The organism is Sphingobium terrigena (genome assembly GCF_003591655.1).
GTDB lineage: Bacteria > Pseudomonadota > Alphaproteobacteria > Sphingomonadales > Sphingomonadaceae > Sphingobium > Sphingobium terrigena.
The window spans coordinates 1-22,957 of the sequence record NZ_QVRA01000011.1 but is presented as its reverse complement, the minus strand read 5'-3'; the positions used below and the strand labels follow the sequence as shown (position 1 = coordinate 22,957).

The window sequence follows — 22,957 nt, the reverse complement described above, 5'->3', positions numbered from 1 at the left end:
GGCAAAATGGGGCGCTATTGGCGGCGCCAAATGCACCTGCCGTCATCCTGACGAAAGTCAGGATCCATTCGCTCTCCGCTTATCTTGTTAAACGACGGTTGCGCCATGGATTTTGAAGCATGTTCAATATGACGGTGCTTGGGAGCCAGTCGAGCGGCCGATCGATTGACCAGGGGAACAAAGAAAAAGGGCCGGGAAGCACGCGCTCCCCGGCCCCTATTCGCTCTCACGCCGCAGCGTGGATCAGCCGACAATTTCTTCCGGCTTGAAGAAGAAGGCGATTTCGGTCGCGGCATTGTCTTCGCTGTCCGAACCATGGACCGAATTGGCTTCGATCGATTCGGCCAGTTCCTTGCGGATCGTGCCGGCGTCCGCATTGGCGGGGTTGGTCGCGCCCATGATGTCGCGGTTGCGCTGCACGGCGTTTTCGCCTTCCAGCACCTGAACGACGACCGGGCCGGAAATCATGAAGGCGACGAGGTCAGCGAAGAAGGGGCGTTCCTTGTGGACGCCGTAAAAGCCTTCGGCCTGTTCGCGGCTCATGCGGATGCGCTTGGATGCGACGACGCGCAGACCGGCTTCCTCCAGCATCTTGGTGACAGCGCCGGTCAGGTTGCGACGGGTCGCGTCGGGCTTGATGATCGAAAAAGTGCGCGTGACGGCCATGGCCCTCGATACTCCGAATGGTTGGAAATGCTGGGCGCGCCTTTAGACGGGGCTGGGCCGGGCCGCAAGGGGCTTCACCTTCGCCCCTTCTATGCCATTTGCAGCCACTTGCGGCCGTCTTGCTTGAAGTAGCGGGATTCGATCCCGTCGCGCTTGGCCAATGCCCGCCAACTCGCCCGCGCCGCCTCGATCGTTGAATCGTCGAAGAAGTGGAATACCCGATCGAAATCCAGCGCCTCGTCGCGCCACAGCCCATCGGCCAGCGCGACATGGCGCGCGCCATTCGCCGCATCGCAGGATGCGCCCAGCAGGATCGGCTGATGCCCCTCCCCCGCCTCGCCCGCGCGGCCATGGGCCAGAAAACTGTCGGGCGGACCATTCCACAGCCCGGCGGAAATCCGCTCCAGCCGGTCCGCTTCGTCCGCCACCACCAGCAGGCGCGCGCCCATCGCCAGGATGCGCGCCGCAATGGCGGGCAGCACCTGATCGACGGGATCGCGGCTCAGCTGATAGAAATCGACCTGCATCAGTTCTCGAACTTGTCCGCCACAAACTGGTCGAGCAAACGCACGCCATAGCCGGTCGCGCCCTTGTCGAAGGTTGCGCCGGGCTTGTCGGCCCACACCATCCCCGCAATGTCGAGATGCGCCCATTTGACGCCATCGTCGATGAAACGCTTGATGAACTGCGCGGCGGTGATCGACCCGGCATAGCGGCCGCCGATATTCTTCATGTCGGCAATCGGACTGTCGATCAGCTTGTTATAGGCGTCGGACAGCGGGAAGCGCCACAGCGGTTCGCCGCTCGCCTTGCCCGCTGCGGTCAGATCGTCCGACAGGCCATCGTCGTTGGAGAAAAGCCCGGCATATTGATCGCCCAGCGACACCAGGATCGCGCCGGTCAGCGTCGCCAGATCAACCACCGTATCGGGCGCGTAGGTTTTCTGCGCCCAGGTCAGCGCATCGCACAGCACCAGTCGCCCTTCGGCATCGGTGTTGATCACCTCGATCGTCTGGCCGGACATGGAGGTCACAATGTCGCCGGGACGCTGGGCATTGCCGTCGGGCATATTTTCAACCAGGCCGCAAATGCCCACGACATGCGCCTTGGCCTTGCGCCCGGCCAGCGCCTTGATCGCGCCAGCGACCGCGCCCGCGCCGCCCATGTCCCACTTCATGTCCTCCATGCCGGCGGCGGGCTTGATCGAAATGCCGCCCGTATCGAAGGTCACGCCCTTGCCGACGAACACGAGCGGCTTTTCGGCCGCGCCATTCGTGCCGTCCCATTCCAGCGCCAACATCCGCGCATCGCGCACCGACCCCTGCGCCACGCCGAGCAGCGCGCCCATGCCCAGTGCTTCCATCGCCGGGCGGTCCAGCACCGTGATCTTGACGCCCAGCTCAGCGAGGTGCTGGCAGCGTGCAACGAAGCTTTCGGGGTAGATGATATTGGCGGGTTCCGACACGAGTTCACGGGTCAGGGCCACGCCCGCCGCGACCGCTGCGTGCCTGTCCCATGCCGCGCCAGCGTCCGCCGACACGATCGTGACCGTCGCCAGCGTGGGCTTGGCCTTTTCCGGCTGGCGGGTGCGGTAGGTATCGATCCGCCAGCCGCGCAGCAGCGCGCCCAGCGCCAGCCGCGCCGCGCCCTCGCCACTCGCGCCGCCGACAAATTCGACCGCTGCATGGGTCGCGCCACTGGTCAACAGCCGTGCGGTCAGCGCGCCACCCGCCCGCTCCAGGTCCGCGTCGCTGCCCGTGCCGGTGCCCAGCAGGACGATGCGCCGCACCTTGCCGCCCTCATCCGCGAAGCTCTCGAACGTCGCGCCCGCTTCGCCTGTAAAGCGCGCCGCCGCAGCGCCCGCCACCAGCGTCGCGGATGCAGCGACCGGCAGGCTGTCCGGCGCGCCCTTGGGCAGGGCCAGCACCAGAGTGTCGGCATCGGGACGGGTCGGGCTGATCGCGATATCCATCAAGGGACCTTTTCTTGTTCGGGCTTTGAGACGTAATCCTTGCCAAATAGTGCGGCTTGCCCCGTCTGGCAAAGGCGTTCGACCGATTTTGCCGGAAAAGAGCGTAGCGCAGCGATTGCGGCGCGCGCCAAGCAGTGCGATAGGCAGGCGCTGATACCGCCCCTTCATGAGGCCTGACCGTTTGGCTACCTCCCCTATGTCCCCCCCTTCAAAGTTCATGTCTTTGCGCCCCGCCCTGCTGATCGGCTGCGCTTTGTCGTGCCTTGCGGTCACCGCCCCGGCCATGGCGCAGCAGCTCAACGAACCGCAGGTGCCGATCAGCGCGCCCGACGCCCCCGTTCCGGCGAGCGACGACCAGATCGGCTTTTCCGCCGACGCGCTGCAATATGACAGCAATAGCGAAATCGTCACCGCCAGCGGCGCGGTGCAGCTGCTGCGCGATGGCAATCGCCTGCGCGCCGACAAGGTCGTGTGGAACCGCACCAGTGGCAAGGTGGAGGCGATCGGCAATGTCTCGGTCACCGATCCCGACGGCAATATCGCCTATGGCGACCGGTTCGACGTCACCGATACGCTGAAGGACGGCGTGGTCGACAATATGCTGCTGGTCCTCCAGTCGGGCGGTCGGCTGGCAGCGGCCACCGGCACCCGCACCAACGGCATCTATACGCTCAACCGCGCCGCCTATACCGGCTGCGCGGTCGAGGATAGCGACGGCTGCCCCAAGGAACCGACCTGGCAGATCAACGCGGTCAAGGTCGTCTATGACCCGACGCGCGAGCGGGTGACCTACACCAACGCCAATATCGAGCTGTTCGGCCTGCCGCTGATCCCGTTGCCCGGCCTGTCCCATCCGGTGGGCGAAGGCGGCGGCAGCGGCCTGATGGTGCCCAATCTGCGCTATGACCGGAACAACGGCTTTGAAGTCGCGCTGCCTTACTATTTCAAGCTGGCGCCCAATCGCGACCTGACGGTCACGCCGCATGTCTATAGCAACAGCCTGCCGATGCTGGAGGCCGGTTTCCGCCATCTTTATGATCGTGGTGCCTATCAGATCACCGGCTATGCCACCTATGGCAGCCGCGTCGCCACCGGAGACAGCAGCAGCACGACGCCCGCCGCATCCGAAAAGGATCCGCGCTTCTATCTCGACGCCAGCGGCGGATTGCAGCTGACGCCGGAATGGAGCGTCGATGGATCGATCCGCTTCGCCAGCGACCGCACCTTCCTGCGCCGCTACGACATCAGCCGCGATGACCGGCTGCGCTCGACCCTCGGCGCGCAGCGAATCGGCCAGAACAGCTATTTCTCGCTGCGCGGCTGGGCGGTGCAGACGCTGCGCGCAGGCGATTCGCAGGGGCAGACGCCGATCGCGCTGCCGGTCATCGACTATCGGCTGCGGCTGAAAGACCCGCTGCTGGGCGGCGTCCTGCAATTGCAGGCCAATACGCTGGCGATCACCCGCACCCATGGCCAGGATACGCAACGCGCCTTTGCCGCTGCCGAATGGAATCTGCGCACGCTGACCGGCATGGGGCAGGAAGTGACCTTCACCGGCTATCTGCGCGGCGACGCCTATCACAGCAGCGACAATGCGCTGACGACGACCGCCAGCTATGCTGGCGATCCGGGCTGGCAGGCGCGCGGCATCGCCGCCGCCGCAGTGGACATGCGCTGGCCCTTCATCGGCGAAGCCTTTGGCGGGGTGCAACGGATCGCCCCGCGCGTCCAGATCGTCGCCGCGCCGAAACTCGCCAACCTGTCGCTACCCAATGAGGATGCCCGCGCCGTCGATCTGGAGGACAGCAACCTCTTCGCGCTCAACCGCTTCGCCGGCTATGACCGGTTCGAGGATTCGACGCGGGTCACCTACGGCATCGAATATAGCCTGTCCCTGCCCGACTTCTCGCTCCAGACCATCGTGGGGCAAAGCTATCGCCTGAACAGCCGCACCAGCATCCTGCCCGACGGCACCGGCCTGTCGGATCGCACGTCCGACATCGTTGGCCGCACGACTGTGCGTTACAAGGATTTCATCAGCTTCACCCACCGGTTCCGACTGGACAAGGACCATCTGGCCGTCCGCCGCAATGAGCTGGACGCGACCGTGGGCAGCAGGAATACCTATGCCATGGTCGGCTATCTGCGGCTCAACCGCGATGCTTTGGCCGCGCTGGAGGATTTGCAGGACCGGGAGGAATTGCGGCTGGGCGGGCGTATCCAGTTCGCGCGCTTCTGGTCGGTGTTCGGCTCTACCGTGATCGATCTGACCGATGGCAAGGAAGATCCGCTCAGCATTGCCGATGGTTATGAGCCGGTTCGCCATCGGCTGGGCATCGCCTATGAGGATGATTGTCTGACGCTCGGCCTCACCTGGCGGCGCGACTATCAGGCCAATGGCGACGCGCGAAAAGGCAATGCTTTCCAGCTTCGGCTAGCTTTCCGCAATATTGGCATATAAGGATCACCCTTCCCGCTACCCTGTCAGGGCTGGTTCAGGCGGACTGGCGCATCCGTGCCGGACCGTATTGGAGATATTTGCCGACGATGCTGCCTGTCGTTTCCACGCCCACCCGCATGTTTCCCGCCGTTCGTTCGGCCCTGCGCACCCTGTTCCTGTCCTCAGCGCTGCTTGGCGTCGGGGTGCAGGGCGTTGCCGCGCAGACGGTCGATGACGGCGGCGACGTCGCCAGCCAGCAGCTCAACCTGCCCAGGGACGTCACAGTCTTTGGCAAGAGCGACCCCAATGTCCGCAAGGCAACCGCCATCGTCAACGGCCGCATCATCACCGGCACCGACATCGACCAGCGCCTCGCGCTGATCATCACCGCCAATGGCGGCAAGGTGGAAGCGGAAGAAAAGGAGCGTCTGCGGGTGCAGGTGCTGCGCAACCTGATCGACGAAACGCTCCAGATTCAGGAAGCCGCCGCCAACGACATCAAGGTCGATCCGGCCGAAATCCAGCAAAGCTATGAGCGGGTCGCGGCCAATTTCCGCCAGTCGCCAACCCAGTTCGACGCCTATCTGCGCAGCCAGGGCAGCTCGGCCGCCAGCATCAAGCGCCAGATTGAGGGCGAACTCGCCTGGAGCCGCCTGCAACGGCGCAATATTCAGCCCTTCGTCAATGTGTCCGAAGATGAAGTGAAGTCGGTGGTCGACCGGCTGAACGCGGCCAAGGGCAGCGACGAGCTGCGCATCGGCGAAATCTATCTGTCGGCGACCCCGGAAAATCGCGATCAGATTGTCGCCAACGCGCGCAACATCATCCAGCAGATCCAGCAGGGCGGCAGCTTTGCCGCCTATGCCCGGCAATTTTCCGAAGCATCGACCGCAGCGGTCGGCGGCGATCTGGGCTGGGTCCGCCCGGTGCAGTTGCCGCCCGAACTGGCGACCGCCGCCGCCGACATGCAGGTCGGCCAGATCGCCGGGCCGATCGAGGTCGCAGGCGGCGTGTCGCTGATCTATGTGATGGACAAGCGCAAGGTGCTGACCGCCGATCCACGCGATTCGCTGCTCAGCCTGAAACAGCTGTCCGTGCTCTTCCCCAAGGATACGACCAAGGAACAGGCGAGCGCCAAGGCCGCAGGTTTCGCCGCCGCGATCAAGGAGATCAAGGGCTGCGGCCAGGCCAATGAGGTGGGCGCAAAGATTGGCGCGGACGTGGTCGACAATGACAATGTGAAGCTGCGCGACCTGCCGCCCCAGTTGCAGGAAATCCTGCTCAACCTCCAGGTCGGTCAGGCCACGCCGCCCTTCGGCTCCATCACCGACGGCGTTCGCGTGTTGATCGTCTGTGGCCGTGATGATCCCGCATCGGCCAATGCGCCCAATCCCGAACAGATTATGGCGCAGCTGGAAGAAGAACGGGTCAACAAGCGTGCGCGCATCTATCTGCGCGATCTGCGTCGTGATGCGATCATCGAATATAACTGACGCCACCCCCCCGGTCGGCCAGCCGCCGCTGCCCTTTGCGGTCTCGCTCGGCGATCCTGCCGGGATCGGGCCGGAAATCGTCGCCAAAAGCTGGGTGATGCGCGACGCACGCGGCCTGCCGCCCTTCTTTGCGGTGGGCGACGTCGCGGCCCTGCGCGCGGTCTGGCTCGGCCCGATCGCGATGATCAGCGCGCCGGAGGAAGCCGCCGCCGCCTTCGGATCGGCCCTGCCCTGCCTTCAGGTCGGACAGGCGGGCGAGATCATCCCCGGCACCCCCAGCGTCGACGGCGCGCGCACCGCGTTTGAATCGCTCGAAGCCTCGGTCGGCCTCGCCCGGTCGGGATCGGCGGCGGGCATCGTCACCGCGCCGGTGGGCAAGGAACAGCTGTACGGCGTGGGCTTCACCCACCCCGGCCAGACCGAGTTCGTCGCCGAACGCTGCGGCGTGTCGGCCCATAATGCGGTGATGATGCTGGCCGGACCATCGCTCAAGGTCGTGCCGGTCACGATCCATATTCCATTGAGCGAAGTACCGTCCGCGCTGACCATCGACCTGATCCGCGCCCGCGCGATCACCACGGCCAAGGGACTGCAAAAGAATTTCGGCATTGCCCGCCCCCGCCTCGCCGTCGCGGGGCTGAACCCCCATGCTGGCGAAGGCGGCGCGCTGGGGCGGGAGGAAATCGACATCATCCGCCCGGCGGTCGAATCGCTGCGCGACGAAGGCTATGACATAGTCGGACCGCTGGCCGCCGACGGCATGTTCCATGCCCGCGCCCGCGAAGCCTATGATGCGGCGCTGTGCATGTATCATGATCAGGCGCTAATCCCGATCAAGACGCTGAATTTCGACGATGGCGTCAATATCACGCTGGGCCTGCCGATCATCCGCACATCGCCCGACCATGGCACCGCCTTTGGCATTGCAGGCACCGACAGCGCCAATCCGGGCGCTATGATCGCCGCGCTGCGCATGGCCGCCGACGCCGCCCGCGCGCGTGCCGCCTATGTCTGCTGAGGGCAAGGTGAAGCTCCCGCCACTGCGGGAGGTGATCGCCACGCACGGGCTTCAGGCCAGCAAGGCGCTGGGGCAGAATTTCCTGCTCGACGAACAATTGCTCGACCGGATCGCCGCTGTCCCCGGCGCGATCGACGGCCAGCCCGCGTTCGAGGTCGGCCCCGGTCCCGGCGGCCTGACCCGCGCCATCCTGCGCGCAGGTGCAAAACTGGTCGCGGTCGAGCGTGACCGGCGTTGCCTGCCCGCGCTGGCTGAACTGGACGCCGCCTTTCCGGGGCAGTTGCGTGTCCTGTCGGGTGACGCGATGGCAATCGACGCCCGCGCCGAAGCGGGCGATGGCGCGCATATCATCGCCAACCTGCCTTATAATGTCGGCACCGCGCTGCTGATCGGCTGGCTGTCAGCGCCTTGGGAACCGCTGCCCTGGTGGTCGACCCTGACGCTGATGTTCCAGATGGAGGTCGCCGAACGGATCGTCGCCCAGCCCGGCACCGACCATTATGGCCGCCTTGCCATCCTGTCCCAATGGCGCAGCGACGCGCGCATCGCGATGAAGGTCCACCGCAGCGCCTTCACTCCCCCGCCCAAGGTCATGTCCGCCGTCGTTCACCTGACGCCCAAGGCCGCGCCGGACGGGGTGCAACTCAAACATCTCGAACGCCTGACCGCCGCCGCCTTCGGCCAGCGCCGCAAGATGCTCCGGCAAAGTTTGAAAGGCCTGCCCGGCGCGCTCGATGCGCTGGCCGAAATCGGCATCGACCCGCAACGCCGCGCGGAAACGGTGAGCGTCGAGGAGTTTGTCGCAGTGGCGCGGGTGCTGGGGCGGTAGACCCGACTTGCGCCCTATAGCGCGCTGACTTCACTGTGATCCGTTCGTTTCGAGCGAAGTCGAGAAACGTCGCACACCAGACGCACGGGACGACCTCTGTCCTACACGCCGCCAGCCATGTTACATTGCGCCCACAGGCTCTTTCTCACCGTCGACACCCAAAACGGCCCGCATAATAATCTATCGCAATCCGATAATAAAATGTCGCATTTACCGGGAAATATGCGAAGTTAAGCCCAGCAAATCCTATTTACGGCGTCTCGGTCGGCACCGTCTTGGGGGCGGTCGGGACGGCATCCTTGGCGGTCAGCGCCACGGCGGGCGGCCCTTTCTGGATCGCCGCGGCAAGCTTGCCAACGGGCGCGCAATCGGCCTTGCACAGGCTCTGCGCCTTGGCCAGCACCTCCTTGGCCTTGGCCAGCGCGCCCTTCTCCACCATCGCCTCACCCTGCCCCGCCAACGCGGTCACGTCAGTCGGGTCGAGCAGCAGCGCTTCCTTGTAAAGCCGGATCGCCTTGCCCTGAAGCCCCTGTGCGCGGGCGACCTGGGCCAGATCGACATAGGCGGCCCGGTTGCGCGGATCGACCGCCAGCGCGCTTTCCAGCGCATCGGTCGCACCGTTCAGATTGCCCGCCGCAAAGGCCGCAGCACCGGCTTTCTGCCATTCGATCGAGCGCGGCTCGATCTGTGCGTCGGGGCGCTGGGTCAGGCCGACGCTGGACACGGTGGTCAGGACAGCGGCGAGCGCGATCGAGGCGGGGGTAAAACGCATGAGTGTCTCCAGCCATGTTTCAGGCATTGATGTGGTCCAAGTGTCGCCATTTTGCGGGCGCTTGTCCATGGCCTGTTTCACGCCGCCGCTTTCATGCCGACCGGCGCAGCCGCGCAAAGAAGAAACCGTCAGTGCCATCATGGCCCGGCGTCAGCAGCCAGCCAGCGCCATGGGCGCGGCCCAGCGGCATATCCAGCGCCTCCGCCGTCCATCCGTCATGCCGGGTCAGAAAGCCGTCCACCTGATCGCGTCCCTCCTGATCCGTCAGCGCGCAGGTAGCATAGACCAGCGCCCCGCCGGGGGCCAGCAAGGGCGCGGCAAAATCCAGAATACGCGCCTGTTCCGCGACCAGCCGATCGAGCCGCGCCTGCGTCAGCCGCCAGCGCGCCTCCGGGTTGCGGCGCCAGGTGCCGGTGCCTGAACAGGGCGCATCGACCAGCACGACATCGGCCTCCGCCTTCAGGCTGTCCAGTCCCCGCCCCTCATGCCCCTGATCGATCAGCAGCGTTTCGATGAAGGTCGCGCCCGCCCGTTCGGCCCGCGGGCTGAGCCGCGCCAGTCGCGCGCGGATCGTATCGGCGGCAATCAGCGTCCCCTGCCCCGCCATCGCCGCGGCCAGCGCCAGCGTCTTGCCGCCCGCTCCGGCGCACAGATCCACGACCGTCATGCCGGGCGCTACGCCGCAGGCGAGCGCGATCATCTGGCTGCCGCCATCCTGCACCTCGACCAGCCCCTGCTTCCATGGATCGGCCTGTTCGACCGGGAAGCCTTCGGGCAGGCGCAGGCCATCGGGCAATCCGGCGATCGGCTGAGCGTCGGGCAGGTGCGGCGCGACGGCGGCAGGCGTGGCCTTCAGCCGATTGACCCGCAGATCGACTGGCGCGCGACCCAGCAGGGCGTCCTGCTCGACCGGCGCGGCCAGCAGCGGCGCAAGCCATGCCGGCACCGCCCCGGCGCTGGCCCCGGCCTCGCCCGGCTCGATCGGCATCGGCGCATGGGCCGACCCGTCGAACAACGCGGCCAGATCGGGCCGCTCCTGCGCCAGCCCGATCATGGCTTCGCGCCCGGTATCGGGCCGCTCCCCCGCGCGCCGGATCGCGTCATAGACATGGTCGCGCACCGCCCGCCGGTCGCGCGACCCGGCGTAGCGCCGCTCCTTGAAATAACGCGCGATCAGCGTGTCGGCAGCAGGCCCACCGTCCCGCGCCGACGCGATGATAGCGTCGAGCAGCTCTATCGCAGCTTGAAGGCGGGCGGCGGGGGTCATATCCTCCCCGGCACGGGGAGGGGGACCGGCCGAAGGCTGGTGGAGGGGGCGGGAGGCAAGCGCAACGACAGGAGAGGTAGCGCCCAACGGCGCCCCCCCTCCACCACTGGCTTCGCCAGCGGTCCCCCTCCCCGTACCGGGGAGGACTCAGCGCGTCGGATAATTGGGCGCTTCCCGCGTGATGGTGACGTCATGGACATGGCTTTCGGACAGCCCGGCATTGGTGATCTGCACGAAACGGGCGCGTTCCTGCAGGTCGGGGATGGTGCGGCTGCCGGTATAGCCCATCGCGGCCTTCACGCCGCCGACCAGCTGGTGGATCACATCCTTGGCCGGCCCCTTGAACGGCACCTGGCCCTCAATGCCTTCGGGGACCAGCTTCATCTGGTCCTTGATGTCCGCCTGGAAATAGCGATCGGCGCTGCCGCGCGCCATCGCGCCGACGCTGCCCATGCCGCGATAGCTCTTATAGGCGCGGCCCTGATAGAGGAAGGTTTCGCCGGGCGCTTCGGCGGTGCCTGCCAGCAGCGATCCGACCATGACGCAGCCTGCGCCCGCCGCCAGCGCCTTGGCCACGTCACCGCTCGTGCGCAGGCCACCATCGGCAATCACCGGCACGCCCAGCTTCGCGGCGGCTTCGGCGGAATCCATGATCGCGGTCAGCTGTGGCACGCCGACGCCTGCCACGACGCGGGTGGTGCAGATCGATCCCGGCCCGATGCCGACCTTCACGCAATCCGCCCCTGCGCCGATCAGCGCGCGGGTCGCCTCGGCAGTGGCGACATTACCGGCAACCACCTGAACATGGTTGGACAGGCGCTTGACCGCTTCGACGGCGGCGGAAACCTGTTTGCTATGGCCATGGGCGGTGTCGATGACGATCAGGTCGCATTCCGCGTCGATCAGCGCCTCGCTGCGCTCCAGCCCCTTGTCGCCCACCGTGGTCGCCGCCGCCACGCGCAGGCGGCCGGTGCCGTCCTTGGTCGCCTGCGGATAAGTGACCGCCTTTTCCATGTCCTTGACCGTGATCAGGCCGACGCAGCGATAGGCGTCATCCACCACCAGCAGCTTTTCGATCCGGCGCTGGTGCAGCAACCGCTTGGCTTCGTCCTGGCTGACGCCGGCGGGGACAACGGCCAGATTTTCGCTGGTCATCAGTTCGCTGACCGGCTGGGCAGGATTCTCGGCAAAGCGGGTGTCGCGATGGGTCAATATGCCGACCAGCTTGCCGGACTCTTCAACCACCGGAATACCGCTGATCCGATGCTTCTGCATCAGCATCTGCGCGTCGGCCAGCGTCGCGCTGGGCAGGATGGTGATGGGGTTGACGACCATGCCGCTTTCAAACCGCTTGACCGCGCGCACCGCGTCGGCCTGTTCCTCCACCGTCATATTCCGGTGCAGCACGCCGATGCCGCCCAACTGCGCCATGACGATCGCCATGTCGGCCTCCGTCACCGTATCCATCGCCGACGACAGGATCGGGATGTTCAGCTTTATCTCGCGCGTGACGTAGGTCGACGTGTCCGCCTGACTGGGCAGCACGTCGGATTCGCCGGGCTGCAACAGCACGTCGTCAAAGGTGAGGCCGAGGCGGATATCCATGGAAAATGCCACTTTCTGATGCGGAACCTCTGGTTGGTTCCGGGGGATTTGTGGCGGCCCATGTAACCACTATGGCGGCGGACGGCCAGTCCCTTTGGGGCATTTTATTGCGCTGGCGGCAGGGGCGTGAAAAAGGGCGCGCAACCCTGCGGTCGCGCGCCCTAATTCACGTTTGCGGGATCAGGCTCCGGCGGGCGACGGGTTGCCAAACGGTCCCTTGCGCTTGCCCGCGCGGGGGATGGAGGAACCGGCTGCCGGAATGACCGACGGCTTGATCGTCGTGCCATCGTCGCGGGTGATCTCACCCTTTTCCAGCAGCGCCTTGATCTCGTCGCCGCTCAGCGTTTCATATTCCAGCATGGCGTTGGCCAGCAGGTGCAACTGATCCTCATGACCGGTCAGCAATTCCTTGGCCCGGTTATAGCCCTGCTCCACCAGCCCGCGGATTTCCTTGTCGATCAGCTTGGCAGTCTCGTCCGACATATGGACGCGGGCGCTCTGCGAATAACCCAGGAATGTTTCGCCCTGCTGCTCTTCATATTGCAGCGGACCCAGCTTGTCGGACATGCCCCATTGGGTGACCATGTCGCGCGCCAGCTTGGTCGCGTACTGGATATCGCCCGAAGCGCCGCTCGACACCTTGTCATAGCCGAAGATAATCTCTTCAGCGACGCGACCACCCATGGCGACCGCCATGTTCGCGTGCATCTTGTCCCGGTGATAGCTGTAGCTGTCCCGTTCGGGCAGGCGCATGACCATGCCCAGCGCACGACCGCGCGGAATGATCGTTGCCTTGTGGATAGGGTCGGACGCCGCCTCATGGACCGAGACGATGGCGTGGCCAGCCTCATGATAGGCGGTCATCTTCTTTTCATCGTCGGTCATGACCATGGAGCGGCGTTCCGCGCCCATCATCACCTTGTCCTTGGCCGCTTCAAATTCGTCCATCGCAACCAGCCGCTTGCCGCGCCGCGCCGCCATCAGCGCCGCTTCGTTGACAAGATTGGCGAGGTCCGCGCCGGAAAAGCCGGGCGTGCCGCGCGCGATGGTGCGCGGTTCGACGTCAGGGGCCAGCGGCACCTTCTTCATATGGACGGCCAGGATTTTCTCGCGACCTTCAATGTCGGGACGCGGCACCACGACCTGCCGGTCGAAGCGGCCGGGACGCAGCAGCGCAGGGTCCAGCACGTCGGGACGGTTGGTGGCCGCAACGATGATGATGCCTTCATTGGCTTCAAAGCCGTCCATCTCAACCAGCAACTGGTTCAGCGTCTGTTCGCGCTCGTCATTGCCATTGCCAAGGCCCGCGCCGCGATGGCGGCCGACCGCGTCGATTTCATCGATGAATACGATGCAGGGCGCGTTCTTCTTCGCCTGCTCGAACATGTCGCGCACGCGGCTGGCACCGACGCCCACGAACATTTCGACAAAGTCGGAGCCGGAAATGGTGAAGAAAGGCACGCCCGCCTCGCCCGCGATCGCGCGGGCCAGCAGCGTCTTGCCGGTGCCGGGCGAACCGACCAGCAGCGCGCCCTTGGGGATCTTGCCGCCCAGACGGGCGAATTTGGTCGGGTTCTTGAGGAACTCGACGATCTCCTGCAATTCCTCGCGCGCCTCGTCGATGCCCGCGACGTCATCGAACGTGACCTTGCCATGCTTTTCGGTCAGCAGCTTGGCCTTCGATTTGCCAAAGCCCATCGCGCCGCCCGCGCCGCCGCCCTTCTGCATCTGGCGCAGCACGAAGAAGGCGATGCCAAGGATCAGCAGGAAGGGGAGCGACTGGTAGATGAGGATCATCCAGAAGCTGGGCTGCTCTTCGGCCTGGCCCGAATATTTGACGCCATTATCGTCCAGCAGGGTCGTGAGGCCAGGATCGCTGACCGGAATGGTGTTGAACTTCTGGCCGCTGGCCAGCGTGCCTGAAATCTTGTTGGGCGCGATGGCGACGTCCTTGACCTGCCCTTCCTGCACTTTCGAGCGGAATTCGGAATAGGCGATGCCGGTCCCGGCGGTGGAGGCGGAACGGCTGTCGAACATGGACACGAACAGCAACAGGGCGACAATCACCCCTGCCCAAATCATCGCGCTCTTGATCCAGGGATTGCCCTGCGGGTCTTTCTCGTCGTTCATCATCACTCTCTTTCACCCGCCAAGATAGGGCGCGTCCTGCAAAGCGCAAGCGTGGGGCAAACCCTATCTGGAGAGGATTAACCGACGGTGAGTTGGACAATCACGAGATAGGCCAGCACCAGCGCCAGCCCCGCTGACAGGCCGCAGAGAAGATAGCCCAGATAGAGCAGCAGCGGCGGGTGTGGCCGGGCCAGCTTGTGGTTACGTTGCGCTGCCGAAAGAATGACACTGGCCAACAGGCCGTAGGTCAGGGCCGCAAATTCCACCATCGCTGCAAATCTCCGCTTATTTCCGCGCAGAATGACGCATGGGCGGCGTTAAGGAAAGACTGTTGCGGCGCACAAAAACGGCAGGCCGTTGGGTTCATGCGTCGGGTTGCGGAACTTTTTTGGGATCAGCGCGCGGCGGCGCGGGACGTAGCGTCCAGACCGACCCGCCCCGCAGCAGCCAGTCCCCCAGATTCGCTTGCCCTCCGGCCTGCGCCGCGCCGATCGCGCGATCCAGCGCATCGCCCCTTGGCGCTGGTGTATCGGGCGCGGCAGTGTGCAGCATGTGAAGGATCAGACGGCGCAGATATTCGCGCGGCAGGTCGGTGCGATCGAGCCGCCACTGCACCCCGTCCCGTTCGACATGACGCGCAGCCAATTCAGCAACGCTCCAGTCCAGCGCAGCCTCCGCCTCCGCCAGCGCCGCTGCGCTGCGGGCTGCAGCTTCCGGGTTCAGCCAGTCCGCCCCGGCAAGCGCCGCACGCAATGCCGCCCGGTCGAACCGTGGATCCACATTGGAGGGGTCATGGACATGCGGCAGCGCTTCATCATCCACCAGTTGCTGCAGCACGGCCTTGCGCACACCCAGCAGCGGGCGGATGACCGTGCCGGACCGCCCGCGCACCCCCGCCAGACCACCGACCCCCGACCCTCGGTTCAGCCGCATCAGCAATGTTTCCAGCTGATCGTCGGCATGATGCGCCGTCATGATCCAGTCGATGCCCTGCGCGGCGCGCCATTGTTCGATCAGCGCATAACGCTGCGTCCGCGCCCAGGCCTGAATATTGCCAGCGGGCGGCGTATCGGGCGTTGCGACATGGTGGGTGATGCCCTGCCCCGCGCACCAGCGCGCGACCATGGCCGCTTCGTCGGCGGAAGCCGGGCGCAGGCCATGGTCGATCGTCACCGCCGCCACCCGCCCGGCAAAGGCCTGAGCCGCCAGATAGAGCAGCGCCATGCTGTCCGGCCCGCCCGACACCGCAACGCCAAAGCGCGCCGCCGGGTCATCCCCCACCAGCGCCTGTGTCGCCGCGATCAGCCGGGCTTGCAGGCCAGCGCGGTCACTCGTCAGCTGCACTTCGCCCTGGTGCGGCCCTTGTCCATCATGCCGCGCAGGCTGGCGGACAGGCTCGTCCCATAGACCTGCTCCAGTTCCGCATAGACTTTGCAGGCGTCGGCGGGCTTTTTGAGCTGGATCAGCGCTTCGCCGAGATAGGCAAGGCTGTCGGGCGCGCGATCGCCGCGTGGGCGCTTCTGATAATTTTCGTAGAAGGCGACCGAGGCCAAAGCAGGCTTGCCTTCGTCCAGATAGGCGCGGCCCAGCAGATTCTGCGCCCGGCTGGCGACCGGCGATGTGCCATATTTGTCGACCGTGGCTTTCAGCTGCGCCTGCGCCTCAGGATAATATTTCGCATCCCACAGGCGATAGCCATAGCTGTAGGCGTCCATCGGCGCATCACCCGTATCGGGCCGCTCGATTGCGGCGACCGCCGCCTTGCGGGCCTCGCTCACGACCGGGGTGGCGGGTGCAGGCGCAGGCTTGGGTGCCGCAGGCTTGGCCGCGACCGGCGCGGTATCGCCAGCCACGGATGCAGCCGCCGTCGGCTTCACGGCGGGGGGCGTTTCAGGCTGGAGCAGGCGGCCTTCGATTTCGGCCTTATATTTGTTGAACGAGTCTTCCAGCTGCTTGAGCTTGAAACTGTTTTCCTCGACCTGGCCGGTAATCGACGCCAGCTGCGATTCCAGCGCGCCGACGCGCGCGGTCAGGTCCGATATCGGCGAGGAGGATGGCGAGCCGGGCGAAATGCTGGGTGCAGCGGACCGGACAATCTCCGCCTCGATCGGCGCGCCTGCCGGGAAAACCTTGCGCTGGACAGCCTTCATTTCCTTTTCCAGCCGACCGACCCGCGCATCGACCGATGCCGTTTGGGCGAGGGCTGGCGGCGCGATCGCCAGCAGGAGCGGCGCACTCCATGCCAGGCAGGAGGTCGCGAAGAAGGCGTGACGCATGATATTCCCCGACTAACTTACTAGCCTTAACCATAAGGCGTTATTTCGCGCGGTAAAGCGCGACTTTCGCCCTGCCCAAGGCCGGAAACGATGCTCAGCCCCCGGTAGCGTCGCTCCCCGATGGTGCCGAAGCAGGATCGGGCGCAGCGGGGGTCGGTGCTGGCGCTGTGCCTGGCGCAGCGGCGGGTGTCGTTTCGCCAGTCGGCTGGGATGTGGCTTCACGCGGTGCGGAGCGGCGCTGCGTGGGGCGTGGCGGCGGGAGCGCTGTGGTCGCTGTCGGTGCGGCAGCAGCAGCCGTTCCGCGCGCCAGCAGCGCCTCGGCACTGACCGGCACGTCGGCGATGGTCCGGTCCGGTGCGCCCAGCGGCGGCACGACCTTTCCACCCACAGTGACGCTGAGCGATTGCGGCCGACCCGTCAGGATCATCGGGTTGCGCGCGCCTACAGGCAGGGTGAATGCTTCGCCTTTTTTGAGCAGGCCGTCCTTCAGCCGTTCGCCCGTTTCGTCATAGATACGCAGCCAGACGTCGTCGATGGCGGTAAAGACGACGGGCTGTGCGGCTGGCGCTACCCGCGCAGCGCTGGCGGCGGCGGGGGCTGTGGCATTTGCCTGTTCCTGGGCGATTTCCTCGCCGGTCGGCGGCGTCAGCGATTGCGAGCGCCAGAGCGTATAACCGGCGATCAGGATGAGGACGATGATGGCCGCGGTCCAGGCCAGCGTGCGCGACGGCACGCGGGCGGGATCGACCGGCTCGAACGCTTCGTAGCGATTGGCACCCATGTCGCTGCTATGCACCGCCTGGCGCACTTCCGCAGCGATTGCGACCTCGTCCACATCAACGGTGCGGGCATAGGCACGGGCGAAGCCGACCGCATAGGGAATGCCCGGCAGGGCGGCATAATCGTCGCGCTCAATCGCTTCCAACTGCCGCAGCGCAATGCGCGTGCGGGTGGCGACCTCTGCCAGCGACAGACCCAACGCCTCCCGCGCGGCACGCAGTTTCGCGCCGGGCGTGTCGGGCTGCATTTCCGGCGCGCTGTCCGCACCGGTGTCCACTTCTGTTTCGTCTGCCATGCTGCTCCGCGACCTTATATGGTCGGTCTTGTCTCATTGAGCGTCGGGGATTGTCAACGCCGCGTCAACCCTGCACAGCTCATCTCAACCCAGTTCGATGTTCCGTTCAACCGCCCATTGCGTCAGCCGCGCCCGAATGTCGCGCGCGCCGCCGTCCAGCAGTTCGCGCATCAGCGCCTGCAATTCCGCAGCGTCGATCGCGCGGATCATCGCCTTGACCGGCCCGACCGATGCCGGGGTGATCGACAGGCGGCGGATACCAAGGCCAACCAGCGCCATCGCTTCAAGCGTGCGCCCGCCCATTTCGCCGCAGACGCCGACCGGCACCTGATAGTCGCGGCAGGTCCGCACCACCCGGTCGAGGAAGCGGAGGATCGCGATACTCAGCCAGTCATAGCGCTCGGCCAGGCGCGGGTGGGCGCGGTCGGCCGCGAACAGGAATTGGGTCAGGTCGTTGGTGCCGATCGACAGGAAATCGAGCCGGGGCAGCAATATGTCGAGCACTTCGGCGAGCGCAGGCACCTCCAGCATCGCGCCATATTTGACCGCGATCGGCAGCTTCTTCTTGCGCTCCTGCAACCATATGCGCTGATGCTCGACCAGCGCGCGCGCCTCCTCATATTCCCAGGGTTCCGACACCATCGGGAACATGACGTGCAGCACCTTGCCAGCCGCCGCCTCCAGCAGGGCGCGCGCCTGCGCCTTCATCAGCCCGTCGCGGTCGAGCGCCAGCCGCAGCGCGCGCCAGCCCATCGCCGGATTATCCTCCAGCTCCTCATCTTCACGCTGCATATAGGGCAGCGCCTTGTCGCCGCCGATATCGACGGTACGGAAGATGACCGGGCGATCGCCCGCCGCGTCCAGCACATCCTTGTACAGCCGCTGCTGTTTTTCGCGCTGCGGCAGGGTGGCGGATACCAGAAACTGGAACTCGGTACGGAACAGGCCGATGCCGTCTGCGCCCACCATGTCGAGCGCCTGCGCATCCTCGCGCAGGCCGGCATTGACCATCAGCTCCACCCGCTGCCCGTCGGCGGTGACCGATGGCAGATCGCGCATCGCGACAAATTCGGCGCGGCGCTTTTGCGTCACATGCAGCTTGTTATCGAACGCCTCCTCCATATCGGCGGTCGGGCGGATCAGCAGCGCATTGGCGTTGACGTCCATCTGGATGAGGTCGCCCTCATTCACCAGATGGCGGATGTCGCGCACGCGGCCCAGCACCGGCACGCCCATGGCGCGCGCAACGATGGTGACATGGGCGGTGAGCGACCCTTCTTCCAGAATCACACCCTTGAGGCGACGGCGATCATATTCAAGCAGTTCGGCCGGACCCAGGTTGCGCGCGATCAGGATCGCATCCTGCCGCAGGCCCATCTGCGCCGCCGTGCCCAGCTGCCCCGACACGATCCGCAGCAGCCGGTTGGCCAGATCCTCCAGATCATGCATCCGGTCGGACAGCAGCGGATCGTCAATCTGCCGCATCCGCATCCGGGTGCGCTGCTGCACCCGTTCGATCGCCGCTTCGGCAGTCAGGCCGCTGTCGATCGCCTCATTGATCCGGCGGGTCCAGCCTTCGTCATAGGCGAACATCTTGTAGGTTTCCAAAACCTCCTGATGCTCGCCCTCCATGCCGAATTCAGCAGCGCCGGTCATCCGGTCAATCTGTTCTCGCATCTTGGCAAAGGCGGAAATGACGCGCTGCCGCTCGGCCTCGGTATCCTCCGCGACCGTATGTTCGATATGGACGCGCGGCTGGTGGAACACCGCATGGCCGCGCGCCATGCCCATCACCAGTTGCAGCCCGTGCAGCATTGTCGTGCCAGTGTCGGTGACGCGCTGGTCGCTTGGCCCGTCATCGGCCAGTTCGGCGTTGGCGATCAGTTCCGCCATCACCATAGCGACGGTCTGAAGCGCCTCTATCTCCACTTCCTCATATTTGCGCGGTTCGGCATGTTGCACGCACAGGACGCCGATCGCCCTTTCGCGCCGCACGATCGGCACGCCGGCAAAGCTGTGGAACAGTTCCTCGCCGGTTTCGGGGCGATAGCTATAGTCCGGGTGCGACGCGGCCTCATCCAGGTTCAGCGTTTCGACATTGGTGGCGATCAGGCCGACCAGCCCCTCCCCCATCGCCATGCGGGTGACATGGACCGCCTCCTGCTTCAGGCCACGGGTCGCGAACAGTTCCAGCACGCCCTCGCGCACCAGATAGATGGAGCAGACCTCGCTCGACAGCGACTGGCCGATAATCTCCACCACCTTGTTCAATTTGGCCTGCGCGCTGGTGCGCGACGCCATCACTTCCTGAAGGCGGGTGAGGATCTGGCGGGCGGCGGCGGCGGGTGTGCTGGGCATGGCGCCAGCGCTATCAGATCGGCGGCCTGCTTTCCAAGGCGATTCATGCAGCGCGATAGTTAAGCAGAGGTCATTTGCATGGCGGAAACATTCTGTACAATCGTCTAAGAGGACAAAGTCGGCTTTCAGGGAGAATGGGACCATGGCGACATCAGGTGAAACGGCGTTTGAACGCGATCTTCTGGACCGGGGTTATTCGCGGCGGCAACTGGCCAAGGCGACCGCGCTGCTGGGCGCTGGCGCAGCGGCGATCCGTGCGACAAGCGCTGTAGCGCAGCAGGCGGCGAAGCCCGTCGCTGGCGCTGTCCGAATCGGCGCGAATGAATGCTGGACCGGCCCTTTCCCGATTGCCGCCGAAGCCGCGTTCAAGCTGGTGACCGAGGGCAATCGCTATGAACCCGACAATGAGCATCAGAAACTGTTCGATGCGGTGGCCGCGGTCGAGGGCGTTCCCGCCGATCGCATCGTCGCCTGGCCCGGATCGTCCGATCCGCTGAGCCGCGTCGCGATCGCCTTCGCCTCGCCCACGCGCGGCATCGTCACCGCCAACCCGACCTATGAGGCGATCTGGCGGACCGGCGACTGGCTGGGCGCGAAAGTGACCAAAGTGCCGCTGACCAAGGATTATGCGCATGACGTCAAGGCGATGCTGGCGGCTGATCCCAAAGCCGGGCTCTATTATGTCTGTTCGCCCAACAACCCGACCGGCACGGTGACGCCGATCGCGGACATCCAGTGGCTGGCCGACAACAAGCCCAAGGACGCGATCCTGGTGGTGGACGAAGCCTATATCCACTGGACCGAGACCGGCACCGCCGCCAGCATGGCCGCGACCCGTGATGACGTGATCGTGCTGCGCACCTTCTCCAAGCTGTTCGGCATGGCGGGGATGCGGCTGGGCCTGACCTTCGCCGCGCCCGCGCTGATGGAAAAGATGATGCGTTATGATGGCGGGCAAGTGACCGGCATGTTGCCGATGACCGCCGTGGCGTGCGGCACGGTATCGGTCGCGCAGGCGGACCTCATCAAGGCGCGCCGCGCGGAGATGAACGCCAATCGCGACAAGGCGATTGCCTTCCTGACCAAGAAGAAGATCAAGGTCATCCCCGGCAGCCATGCCAATATGTTCATGATCGATTGGGGCAAGCCCGCCAAGCCGATGGCCGACGCGCTGCTGGCGGAAAATGTGCAAATTGGCCGCAGCTGGCCGATCTGGCCCAATGTGTCGCGCGTATCGGTGGGGTCGGCGGCGGAAATGGACGCGTTCTGCGCCGCCGTGGACAAGGTGTGGAAAGCGTAACGGCAGGCCCCTTTTGGAGGCCGCACCGGCCCGCACCCCCACCCGACCGCCCACAGAGTGTATCCTGGATGGGAGGTCGGGTGGGGGTGTGGGCCGGTGCGGTAACCGAAATGCGCTCTTTCGCGCATTTCGCAACAGACCCTTTACCACCATAAAATTTACAGACTCCGGCGGCGGCGCATTGCGGAAATGCGCCGCCGCTTCGTTTATCCCCATGAACCCCCGGAACGAACGCCCGGATGGCTGGACAAAGGGACAGACGACATGACCATGATGCTCGACAAGGATGCCAGAGACGATCTGATCGAACGCGGCTATTCCCGCCGCCAGCTGGCCGAAGTGGCCGCGCTGCTGGGCGCCGGCGTGGCCGCCAGCTCGATGCTGGGTGGCGCTGCGATGGCGCAGCAGCAGGCCGGGCGCGGCATCAAGGGCGCGGTGCGCATCGGCGCGAACGAATGCTGGACCGGCCCCTTCCCGTCCGGCGTCGCCGCCGCTGCCGAAGCCGCATCGTTCGGCAACTGGTATGACCCCGACAATTATCGCGGCGATCTGGTCAAGACGGTCGCCACGGTCGAGGGTATCCCCGAAAGCCATGTCATGCCCTGGCCCGGTTCGGGCGGCCCGCTGGTCAGCATCGTGGCGGCCTATTGCTCGCCGACCAAGGGTCTGGTGACCGCCGACCCGACCTTCGAATCCGCCTGGCGCACCGCCGACTATATGAAGGCTCCCATCGCCAAGGCACCCCAGGCCATCGGCAAGGGCCATGACGTGAAGGCAATGCTGGCCGCCAACCCCAATGCGGGCCTCTATTATATCTGCACGCCCAACAACCCGACCGGCACGATCACGCCGCTGGCCGACATCCAGTGGCTGCTCGACAACAAGCCTGCCGATTCCATGCTGCTGGTGGACGAAGCCTATCTCCACTTCTCGGAAAGCCCCAGCGCCGCCACGCTGATCGGCACCCGCAAGGACATCATCGTCATGCGGACCTTCTCCAAACTGTTCGGCATGGCCGGCGTGCGCCTCGGCCTCACCTTCGCCGATCCCGAAGTGCAAAAGCGCATCATGCTGTTCGGCCCGGCGGCCGGGGGCCTCGCGATCACCGCGATGCACTGCGGCAATGCGGTCTATACCGAAGCCGCCCTCATCAAGGCGCGCCGGAACGAGATGATCGCCAATCGCGAGGAAACCATCGCCTGGCTCACCAAGAAGGGCATCGAGGTCCACCCCGGCAGCCAGGCCAATATGTTCATGGTGAACTGGAAAAAGCCCGCCAAGGACATGCAGGCCGCGCTGCTGGCCGCCCCGGAAAAGGTGCAGATCGGCCGCAGCTGGGCCATCTGGCCCACCGTCTCCCGCGTCACCGTCGGCTCCGCCGACGACATGGCCAAATTCCGCGCGGCAGTCGACAAGGTCTATAAAGCGTAAGGCATCCCCTTTCCTTACGAAACGAAGAAGGGCGTCCGGGCAACCGGGCGCCCTTTTTTGGTGGGAGATTTAGGGTGTCTGGCATGCGCCTTTTATGGCCGTAGGTGACTACGTAATCTCGCCCTAAAAGCGGACTTAGTTGAAAAGAGAAAGTGCGGTTTGGCGGAAGAGAAGATGCGGTTCGGGACGAGCCTAAACACGGCCCGAAATCACATCCGCCGCGGAATAACCTTCACGCCTAGCGGACCAAAAGAGGTCGTGTCCCACGGGGTGGTGTAGGAAGGTTTTCCTGAGAAGGGTGGCCACCGTCGATCTTCTGGTAGGG

At 65.3% G+C, this 22,957-nt stretch carries 18 protein-coding genes; 6 read left to right on the top strand and 12 right to left on the bottom strand.

All coding sequences use genetic code 11. The annotated features are described in order from the left end of the window. Positions 1-243: 243 nt before the first annotated feature. From ndk to D0Z70_RS13215, 3 genes are all read right to left on the bottom strand, one after another. Entirely contained in the window at positions 244-666 is a 423-nt protein-coding gene (ndk, locus tag D0Z70_RS13225) for a nucleoside-diphosphate kinase (protein WP_019053398.1), read from the bottom strand. Positions 667-755: 89 nt separating this feature from the next. Continuing rightward, the gene (locus D0Z70_RS13220) at positions 756-1,193 is read right to left on the bottom strand and encodes a DNA polymerase III subunit chi (protein WP_119747172.1); all 438 of its coding nucleotides are present in this window, start codon (positions 1,191-1,193) and stop codon (positions 756-758) included. Further along, positions 1,193-2,638 carry a leucyl aminopeptidase gene (locus D0Z70_RS13215; RefSeq protein ID WP_119747170.1) on the bottom strand — a complete coding sequence of 482 codons (1,446 nt, stop codon included), beginning with the start codon at positions 2,636-2,638 and terminating at the stop codon, positions 1,193-1,195. The genes D0Z70_RS13220 and D0Z70_RS13215 overlap by 1 nt, the downstream gene beginning before the upstream one ends. A 217-nt stretch (positions 2,639-2,855) precedes the next feature. Between D0Z70_RS13215 and D0Z70_RS13210 the strand changes: the two genes are divergently transcribed. The 4 genes from D0Z70_RS13210 (at position 2,856) to rsmA (ending at position 8,418) form a co-directional block, all read left to right on the top strand. After that, positions 2,856-5,099 carry an LPS-assembly protein LptD gene (locus tag D0Z70_RS13210; protein ID WP_182913954.1) on the top strand — a complete coding sequence of 748 codons (2,244 nt, stop codon included), beginning with the start codon at positions 2,856-2,858 and terminating at the stop codon, positions 5,097-5,099. Positions 5,100-5,185: 86 nt separating this feature from the next. Then, entirely contained in the window at positions 5,186-6,571 is a 1,386-nt protein-coding gene (locus tag D0Z70_RS13205) for a peptidylprolyl isomerase (protein WP_119747168.1), read from the top strand. Beyond that, positions 6,549-7,589 carry a 4-hydroxythreonine-4-phosphate dehydrogenase PdxA gene (gene pdxA / locus D0Z70_RS13200; protein WP_119747166.1) on the top strand — a complete coding sequence of 347 codons (1,041 nt, stop codon included), beginning with the start codon at positions 6,549-6,551 and terminating at the stop codon, positions 7,587-7,589. The genes D0Z70_RS13205 and pdxA overlap by 23 nt, the downstream gene beginning before the upstream one ends. Beyond that, positions 7,579-8,418, top strand: a complete 840-nt coding sequence (gene rsmA / locus D0Z70_RS13195; protein WP_119747164.1) for a 16S rRNA (adenine(1518)-N(6)/adenine(1519)-N(6))-dimethyltransferase RsmA — start codon at positions 7,579-7,581, stop codon at positions 8,416-8,418. Before pdxA ends, rsmA begins: the two co-directional genes overlap by 11 nt. Positions 8,419-8,668: 250 nt before the next feature. On the opposite strand, the gene D0Z70_RS13190 is transcribed toward rsmA, so the two are convergent. The 9 genes from D0Z70_RS13190 to ptsP form a co-directional block, all read right to left on the bottom strand. After that, the gene (locus tag D0Z70_RS13190; protein WP_182913966.1) at positions 8,669-9,190 is read right to left on the bottom strand and encodes a tetratricopeptide repeat protein; all 522 of its coding nucleotides are present in this window, start codon (positions 9,188-9,190) and stop codon (positions 8,669-8,671) included. 91 nt (positions 9,191-9,281) lie between these two features. Further along, positions 9,282-10,457: an RsmB/NOP family class I SAM-dependent RNA methyltransferase gene (locus D0Z70_RS13185; protein ID WP_119747160.1), complete on the bottom strand. Its 1,176-nt coding sequence runs from the start codon at positions 10,455-10,457 to the stop codon at positions 9,282-9,284. Positions 10,458-10,604: 147 nt separating this feature from the next. Beyond that, positions 10,605-12,062 (bottom strand): IMP dehydrogenase, encoded by a 1,458-nt coding sequence (guaB, locus tag D0Z70_RS13180; protein WP_119747158.1) that lies wholly within the window; start codon positions 12,060-12,062, stop codon positions 10,605-10,607. A 180-nt stretch (positions 12,063-12,242) separates the two neighbouring features. Further along, positions 12,243-14,192 carry an ATP-dependent zinc metalloprotease FtsH gene (gene ftsH, locus D0Z70_RS13175; RefSeq protein WP_119747404.1) on the bottom strand — a complete coding sequence of 650 codons (1,950 nt, stop codon included), beginning with the start codon at positions 14,190-14,192 and terminating at the stop codon, positions 12,243-12,245. A 77-nt stretch (positions 14,193-14,269) separates the two neighbouring features. After that, positions 14,270-14,461 carry a hypothetical protein gene (locus tag D0Z70_RS13170; protein WP_006954928.1) on the bottom strand — a complete coding sequence of 64 codons (192 nt, stop codon included), beginning with the start codon at positions 14,459-14,461 and terminating at the stop codon, positions 14,270-14,272. 94 nt (positions 14,462-14,555) lie between these two features. Further along, the gene (gene tilS / locus D0Z70_RS13165; RefSeq protein ID WP_119747156.1) at positions 14,556-15,536 is read right to left on the bottom strand and encodes a tRNA lysidine(34) synthetase TilS; all 981 of its coding nucleotides are present in this window, start codon (positions 15,534-15,536) and stop codon (positions 14,556-14,558) included. Then, positions 15,527-16,468, bottom strand: coding sequence for a tol-pal system YbgF family protein (locus D0Z70_RS13160; RefSeq protein ID WP_119747154.1), 942 nt, complete (start codon positions 16,466-16,468; stop codon positions 15,527-15,529). Before D0Z70_RS13160 ends, tilS begins: the two co-directional genes overlap by 10 nt. A 94-nt stretch (positions 16,469-16,562) precedes the next feature. Beyond that, positions 16,563-17,543 (bottom strand): helix-turn-helix domain-containing protein, encoded by a 981-nt coding sequence (locus D0Z70_RS13155; protein WP_119747152.1) that lies wholly within the window; start codon positions 17,541-17,543, stop codon positions 16,563-16,565. Positions 17,544-17,627: 84 nt separating this feature from the next. Next, positions 17,628-19,901, bottom strand: coding sequence for a phosphoenolpyruvate--protein phosphotransferase (gene ptsP / locus D0Z70_RS13150; RefSeq protein WP_119747150.1), 2,274 nt, complete (start codon positions 19,899-19,901; stop codon positions 17,628-17,630). Positions 19,902-20,043: 142 nt separating this feature from the next. Between ptsP and D0Z70_RS13145 the strand changes: the two genes are divergently transcribed. Together D0Z70_RS13145 and D0Z70_RS13140 are read left to right on the top strand one after the other, a co-directional pair. After that, the gene (locus tag D0Z70_RS13145) at positions 20,044-21,201 is read left to right on the top strand and encodes a pyridoxal phosphate-dependent aminotransferase (RefSeq protein WP_119747149.1); all 1,158 of its coding nucleotides are present in this window, start codon (positions 20,044-20,046) and stop codon (positions 21,199-21,201) included. 264 nt (positions 21,202-21,465) lie between these two features. Then, positions 21,466-22,632 (top strand): pyridoxal phosphate-dependent aminotransferase, encoded by a 1,167-nt coding sequence (locus tag D0Z70_RS13140; protein ID WP_119747402.1) that lies wholly within the window; start codon positions 21,466-21,468, stop codon positions 22,630-22,632. The last annotated feature ends 325 nt before the right edge of the window (positions 22,633-22,957 follow it).

Excerpts from the sequence above, each read along its gene's own strand:
- ndk (WP_019053398.1), bottom strand. The coding sequence starts at position 666 with ATGGCCGTCACGCGCACTTTTTCGATCATCAAGCCCGACGCGACCCGT.
- D0Z70_RS13145 (WP_119747149.1), top strand. The coding sequence starts at position 20,044 with ATGGCGACATCAGGTGAAACGGCGTTTGAACGCGATCTTCTGGACCGG.
- D0Z70_RS13160 (WP_119747154.1), bottom strand. The coding sequence starts at position 16,468 with ATGCGTCACGCCTTCTTCGCGACCTCCTGCCTGGCATGGAGTGCGCCG.
- D0Z70_RS13190 (WP_182913966.1), bottom strand. The coding sequence starts at position 9,190 with ATGCGTTTTACCCCCGCCTCGATCGCGCTCGCCGCTGTCCTGACCACC.
- ptsP (WP_119747150.1), bottom strand. The coding sequence starts at position 19,901 with ATGCCCAGCACACCCGCCGCCGCCGCCCGCCAGATCCTCACCCGCCTT.
- pdxA (WP_119747166.1), top strand. The coding sequence starts at position 6,549 with ATGCGATCATCGAATATAACTGACGCCACCCCCCCGGTCGGCCAGCCG.
- D0Z70_RS13170 (WP_006954928.1), bottom strand. The coding sequence starts at position 14,461 with ATGGTGGAATTTGCGGCCCTGACCTACGGCCTGTTGGCCAGTGTCATT.
- D0Z70_RS13210 (WP_182913954.1), top strand. The coding sequence starts at position 2,856 with ATGTCTTTGCGCCCCGCCCTGCTGATCGGCTGCGCTTTGTCGTGCCTT.
- D0Z70_RS13215 (WP_119747170.1), bottom strand. The coding sequence starts at position 2,638 with ATGGATATCGCGATCAGCCCGACCCGTCCCGATGCCGACACTCTGGTG.
- ftsH (WP_119747404.1), bottom strand. The coding sequence starts at position 14,192 with ATGAACGACGAGAAAGACCCGCAGGGCAATCCCTGGATCAAGAGCGCG.
- rsmA (WP_119747164.1), top strand. The coding sequence starts at position 7,579 with ATGTCTGCTGAGGGCAAGGTGAAGCTCCCGCCACTGCGGGAGGTGATC.
- guaB (WP_119747158.1), bottom strand. The coding sequence starts at position 12,062 with ATGGATATCCGCCTCGGCCTCACCTTTGACGACGTGCTGTTGCAGCCC.
- D0Z70_RS13155 (WP_119747152.1), bottom strand. The coding sequence starts at position 17,543 with ATGGCAGACGAAACAGAAGTGGACACCGGTGCGGACAGCGCGCCGGAA.
- D0Z70_RS13140 (WP_119747402.1), top strand. The coding sequence starts at position 21,466 with ATGACCATGATGCTCGACAAGGATGCCAGAGACGATCTGATCGAACGC.
- D0Z70_RS13205 (WP_119747168.1), top strand. The coding sequence starts at position 5,186 with ATGCTGCCTGTCGTTTCCACGCCCACCCGCATGTTTCCCGCCGTTCGT.
- D0Z70_RS13220 (WP_119747172.1), bottom strand. The coding sequence starts at position 1,193 with ATGCAGGTCGATTTCTATCAGCTGAGCCGCGATCCCGTCGATCAGGTG.
- D0Z70_RS13185 (WP_119747160.1), bottom strand. The coding sequence starts at position 10,457 with ATGACCCCCGCCGCCCGCCTTCAAGCTGCGATAGAGCTGCTCGACGCT.